Source organism: Lentibacillus kapialis, assembly GCF_014646635.1.
GTDB lineage: Bacteria > Bacillota > Bacilli > Bacillales > Amphibacillaceae > Lentibacillus > Lentibacillus kapialis.
The window spans coordinates 1-536 of record NZ_BMNQ01000146.1 but is presented as its reverse complement, the minus strand read 5'-3'; the positions used below and the strand labels follow the sequence as shown (position 1 = coordinate 536).

General features: G+C 48.9%; 1 protein-coding gene. It reads left to right on the top strand.

What is annotated here, in order from left to right; translation table 11 throughout:
* On the top strand, positions 1-528 hold a 528-nt coding region (locus tag IEW67_RS18025; protein WP_188634444.1), incomplete at its 5' end, for a WecB/TagA/CpsF family glycosyltransferase.
* Between the last annotated feature and the right edge of the window lie 8 nt (positions 529-536).

Here is a 536-nt window from a genome sequence, read left to right as displayed (position 1 = left end):
GACGGTGTAGGGATATTGATGGCAGCTAAATCTATGAATCTGCCATTGCAGGAGCGGATTGCCGGATACGATTTAATGCTGGATTTGCTGACATATGCCAATGATCATCAACTAAGCTGTTATTTTCTGGGGGCGAAGGAAGCGGTGAACGCCCAAGCTGTTGCCGAGGTGGCAAAGCGGTTCCCCGATCTGCTGATAGCCGGGCGGCATCATGGTTATTTTGACATTGATGATGACAACATAGCAGAGGAGATTGAACGCTCGGGTGCGGATCTGGTGTTTGTCGCACTTGGTCTTCCGCGGCAGGAATTATGGATTGCCAACCATATCAATCAATTTTCAAAAGGTATGTTTATGGGGGTCGGCGGGAGTTTTGACGGGCTGGCCGGCACAGTACAGCGCGCACCGCAAATGTGGATCAACCTTAATCTGGAGTGGCTGTACCGGTTAATAAAGCAGCCGTCCCGTTTTAAGCGGATACTGAAGGTGTTCGAATTTATCATACGAATTAAACTGAGAAAAAGCTGATGCTGACG